The following is a 4,732-nucleotide window of genomic DNA, read 5'->3' as shown; positions in this document are numbered from 1 at the left end:
CCCATGCTGGGCGTACACAAGCAATTTAACCTGACTTGCAACGCGTGGCAGTTTTACTTCTAATCATGTTTAGTGATTATGGTGCAATGCAGAACCACCGTATTGCGTTGCTGCGCAAGTTAATTGGGCGCTGACGGATCCCCTCATATTTTCCCTAGTCCTGCATTGTGTGTGAGCCTTTGATATTCGAACATTCCCCATTGATATTGGGATTCGTTAATTTGATATCGCCGATGATTTCGTACCTCTCTCCCTAGACGAGGTATGGATAGAACTCGGCGGTGTTTAATGCTGTTGGCTTGTACTGCAATGAGGCCATTCCACCACATCAAGATTTCAGCGAGCAACGCAATAAGAAGCAGGATATCCAATCGCTTAGTACAACGAGTTCTGTTATGACGAAGTGCGATTCCATAGGCGGTACTCTTTAGATCGCGGAAGGCTTCTTCTATTTGCATGCGCTTGGCGTACAGATTGGTCATTTGTACTTCATTTAAGATATGTCGAGGGACATTAGTCGCGAGTAGCCACGGCTCCTTCGCACTGCGTTGATAGAGATGTGTAGCGGAGTGTCTTTGGCTGGTTCTACTATGGCGCTGGGCTTTTCGGCCTTTTTCTAATCCCTTATAAACATAGGCTTCACAAGGTATCGGTGCTCTCTTTGCCAATAAGCAGTGGCCAAGATATTTGGGTTTATGAACAGCAGTTGGATAAAAGGTCTTATTTGAGACCCAAGGTTTATGAGGCTGTTTGATTGATACTTCACCTCGGACACGACCTAACCAAAACCAACCTTTCTCCTGAACTTGTCGGAACCAAGTATTTCGAAACCCGCATCAGAAACGATGATTGGACTGGTTTTACTAGGCAAAATACTCTGCAATTTATCGAGGAATGTTTGGTGACTTTTCGGTGAATTGTATTGGCCATACTCAAAAACTTGCTCAAAGATTGTGATGGCTCGACCATCAAGTGCAACGGATGCTCTTAACGTCATATAACGAAGTTGTTCACGAACTAGTTTTATGGTGCTCCACGAGTGGGTTTGAATAAGAGACGCGAAGAATTGTTTGAGGTCAGAGGTCGTTAATGTATCAGGGGCTCGATCGTAATGAGCGGTGATCCGACGAACCGCACGAGAATAGGCATCGATCGTCGCAGGTCATTTACCTTGCAGCTTTAGGTTGGTAAGGTGTTGTTCATAAAGGGTGTTGTAGCGTTTTAAGTCATCGGGTTTCATGGGGTTACTCCTGTGAACGACCATCAGGGTGATGGTGTTACAAGAGTATGTTTTGCAATCGTTTTACACTGCCGCGTAGCGGCTTCGTTCAACAAACTGTTCAAGAGGGGTTCGCAACACGTGGCATTTTTACTATGCGTTGGTTTTGGTATTTAAGGTGCTACGCGGCGGCTTTTGTATTGCGTCGCTCATCCCTTAACGGGCGTTATACACTCAATCTTAAAGTGCACCGCAATTGTTGTCTTGCCAAACTTGTTCACGAGCTTTCATTTTTTCTATCATGTAGTTACTATCTTCAAGCTTCTGGTTTGTTTGAGAAAAAAATTGTGTCACAGCTGTCTCTTGAGCTTGATGAAATAACTCTTCTCCAGCATGAAGGTTTTCTAAATCGGCAATAACAAGACGCCAATAATAAGATGTCTTCCTATTTGTTAGGTCGGCCGCTACCCAACAAAATGTGTCTTGCTTCAACTCTCTAAGGTATTCACGAGTTCCAGCAAGCGTGCTGCAACTAAACATTAAGAAGCATACAACCATTAAGTTCTTCATTCGTAAACTCCTTGTTTTGTTGAGGTTTTATGGAAAACATTGATGATAGCAGTGTGAATATTTCGGCACAAACAGTACTTGAAGGGTTATGTAATATTAAATGAAAAATAAAATTGTGTATTTAGGTGTATAACAAACGACTATGGCATCAAGTGAGTTTCAGATGATTGAACACTAACTTCACGTAAGCGCAATTTGACTTACTTTTTGTAAGACTAGTAAGGTATATACAAAACCAAGGTCGATTCATATCACATATAAAAATATACCCAGTACACTCAAAAGTAACGACCTGAATAGTAACCACCCTATGAGCATTTCCATTGAATAGTCACTCGGTTGAAGTGAACTCACTAGGTGTAGTTCAAACATTGTAAAAATATACCTTTGAAAGCATAAATGGCATCGAGCGTGAGTGCTTCCGCAGATTGCCTTCAGTTACAACTTTACAAAAAGAGCCATCATGCCTAAATATCAAATATTAATGAAAGACACAGCGGTCGAGGCAGTTGACCTTGGAAACTTTCATGCTAGAGACACACTCAATGATCTAAATAAAGCTGGGTATGTAATATGCCCAGAGCAAATCAAAGCTGAAACTAAACAGCAAGCAATATCTATATTCTTGGGTGAGGAAGTTGCGACTTCGGTACGTGTATCATCACAGGTATTTACTTCAACAACCAACTCTATTCAAGAAGGAATGGCTGTAAGTGAGAACTTAGGAGTTATTACTTCATCGATAGTAATTGGTACAAACATTTTTAGTGACATTTTTGCAGACGTTAGAGACGTAGTTGGTGGAAAGGCTGAGTCTTATACGAATAAGATCGATGAGATTAAAGAGCAATCTTTGGAAGAACTAAAGCTGAAAGCGATGAAGAAAGGGTGCAATGCAATTATAGGTATCTCTATAGATGTGGATGAAATATCAGGAAAGAACAAATCCATGCTGATGGTAACAACGATAGGCACTGCGGTTAAAGTAGAAGATAGCCTTCAATCCACATTGCCTATCTCCTCAGAAATTTAGAGTTCAAGATACAGGGTAATCTGTACTAGTAACGTACTTTTGTGCGTAGGTGACTTAGCTGTTTGTTTAGGGGAAGTATGCTTTTAGGTTACGAGTTGCTCCAGCCAGACCGGACACCTGACTAAGCGACTTTTCTATACCTGAAGTAATTCATGGTTTGCTAAATTAGGGAAGTCGTTAGCACGTTTTTGTCCAAAAATGTGTTAAAGGGTAGTCTCCTACCCTGTTTCAATCAGTGGCCATAAGCCGCTTTTTTAAATCCAGCCTCGCTCAGAAAAAGACACCACACACTCAAATGAAACCACAAAGTGGTCCAGTACTCGGATATCAACCAATGCCAACGCATCCGTCAGTTGACGGGTAATGCGTCGGTCAGCTTGACTTGGGGTGGCGTCGCCACTTGGGTGGTTATGATAGAGAATAACCGCACTCGCGTTCGCGGCCAGCGACGCTTTCACGACTTCACGCGGATAGACCGAAGCGGCATTAACGGTACCGTAGAACATCTCTTTGGTGCGCAACACTCGATGTTGATTATCGAGGAAGATAATCCCAAACACTTCAGACTCACAAGCGGCCAAGGACGTTTGACAGAACGATTTCACCAATTCAGGCGAGGTTAATGGCGTTTGTTCTGAGATAAACAGTTTGGATTTGAGAATGCTTGCGGCCTGGTCAAGGATGCCCTTTTCTTCTGATGTGAATAACGAAACATTTGAGTATTGAACAAGTGCTGACATGGTATTTCCTTTCGGTCTTGGTGAGCGTCTTACTGTCCGTACCCAGTTGCAGGTTCTGCAGCGCAAGGGCGCGCAGCGGCGAAGCCTCCCTTGCGTGAGGGTTCTCAAATGGGACGGTTTAAAGGAAGTCGCGACAACAAGCCAAAAGGACAGCCTAAGCCAATATCTCAACCCAAAGTACGTCGCCCAGGTAGAAATGTCCCTTCCCCACCAAGAGAGCGCCCTGCTGGTTAGTCGACTTGCGCCACTCGATAACCTTGGCTACTTAGGACAAGAGCGAACAGGGCGTTGCTCGTCTAAAAACACGAACCGCTTGAATACCGCAAACTGTTGGAATATCGAAACAAAATTCAGACAGATTGATGATCTGATGAGTATTTGAGCCGTCACGCATCTGCCGACTTTAGTCGTCATACAGACAAGAGAGTAAAGCCTTAGCCGACGTGCGATGCTCAGAGGTTGTTCCTATCGTCCTTTCTGCTTTCTTTGCGTAGCCGTAGTCTTCTCGCATCTGTTTAATGGTGGTAGTCAGGTCACACACTGATACTCACCCCCTTGCCTCGGTTGCCTTGCTCTAGTATTAAGGCGTTGGTATACCCAAACTCATTCACCAAAATTTCATGAACCTTGACGGCCTTACGGTGGAATCAAAGTCGGTCGAATTCACCCAAATCACGTGCATGGATATGTCAGCGGATACTGTAGAACGCACTTTCATGTGACCCCCTAAGCGCCAAAACGCACATCAAAACAAAACCCTGAACACTTAAACGTCCCCTCTCCCGTTGTCACAAATCGCAACGCGGGAAACACAGAACCGTAAGTGGTGTAAAGAATGATGTGATCCACTCGCTCGTGAAGAAACCATTCACCAAAGCCAGCACCATTTAATTCGATGAAAAAGTCACGGATTTCATGGAAAGCAAAACGACGCGATCCCAATAGCGGAAACTGCTGCTTGATAGCTTCAACGAACCCTTGGTCTTTTAACGCTGCGATATCAGCCTGCTGCTCTGGCGACTGGCGACGACTGAACATTTTTAAACGCTGGATTTTGGAAACCCAATCAGACTTTCTTTTCGCCTCATCACGACACTTTTTGACTTGAGAGCGCAACTTCAATACCGCCAAAGGACTAGAGACATCATTTTTTGGTGAGCTTTCGTGCCC

Annotated in this window: 5 protein-coding genes and 1 pseudogene; 2 read left to right on the top strand and 4 right to left on the bottom strand. The window is 43.9% G+C overall.

Translation table 11 applies throughout. The annotated features are described in order from the left end of the window. Nucleotides 1-146: 146 nt before the first annotated feature. Nucleotides 147-1,240, bottom strand: a pseudogene (locus AB4503_RS18830) (phage integrase N-terminal SAM-like domain-containing protein); the annotation flags it as partial. A 219-nt stretch (nt 1,241-1,459) separates the two neighbouring features. Further along, nucleotides 1,460-1,789, bottom strand: coding sequence for a hypothetical protein (locus AB4503_RS18825; RefSeq protein ID WP_368085263.1), 330 nt, complete (start codon nt 1,787-1,789; stop codon nt 1,460-1,462). A 463-nt stretch (nt 1,790-2,252) separates the two neighbouring features. Between AB4503_RS18825 and AB4503_RS18820 the strand changes: the two genes are divergently transcribed. After that, nucleotides 2,253-2,822 carry a YbjQ family protein gene (locus tag AB4503_RS18820; protein WP_368085262.1) on the top strand — a complete coding sequence of 190 codons (570 nt, stop codon included), beginning with the start codon at nt 2,253-2,255 and terminating at the stop codon, nt 2,820-2,822. 254 nt (nt 2,823-3,076) lie between these two features. Here AB4503_RS18820 and radC read toward each other — a convergent pair whose 3' ends face one another. Continuing rightward, nucleotides 3,077-3,562: a DNA repair protein RadC gene (radC, locus tag AB4503_RS18815; RefSeq protein ID WP_102257500.1), complete on the bottom strand. Its 486-nt coding sequence runs from the start codon at nt 3,560-3,562 to the stop codon at nt 3,077-3,079. A gap of 108 nt (nt 3,563-3,670) precedes the next feature. Between radC and AB4503_RS18810 the strand changes: the two genes are divergently transcribed. Further along, nucleotides 3,671-3,796: a hypothetical protein gene (locus AB4503_RS18810; protein ID WP_269461136.1), complete on the top strand. Its 126-nt coding sequence runs from the start codon at nt 3,671-3,673 to the stop codon at nt 3,794-3,796. A gap of 492 nt (nt 3,797-4,288) precedes the next feature. Here the strand turns inward: AB4503_RS18810 and AB4503_RS18805 are convergent. Next, nucleotides 4,289-4,732, bottom strand: a 444-nt coding sequence (locus AB4503_RS18805; protein WP_372115549.1) for a hypothetical protein, incomplete at its 5' end; no start/stop codon positions are given.

Origin of the sequence: Vibrio sp. 10N.222.55.B11 (genome assembly GCF_041473705.1) — a bacterium.
Taxonomy (GTDB): Bacteria; Pseudomonadota; Gammaproteobacteria; order Enterobacterales; family Vibrionaceae; genus Vibrio; species Vibrio crassostreae_C.
This window is presented reverse-complemented; position numbering and strand designations above follow the sequence as displayed.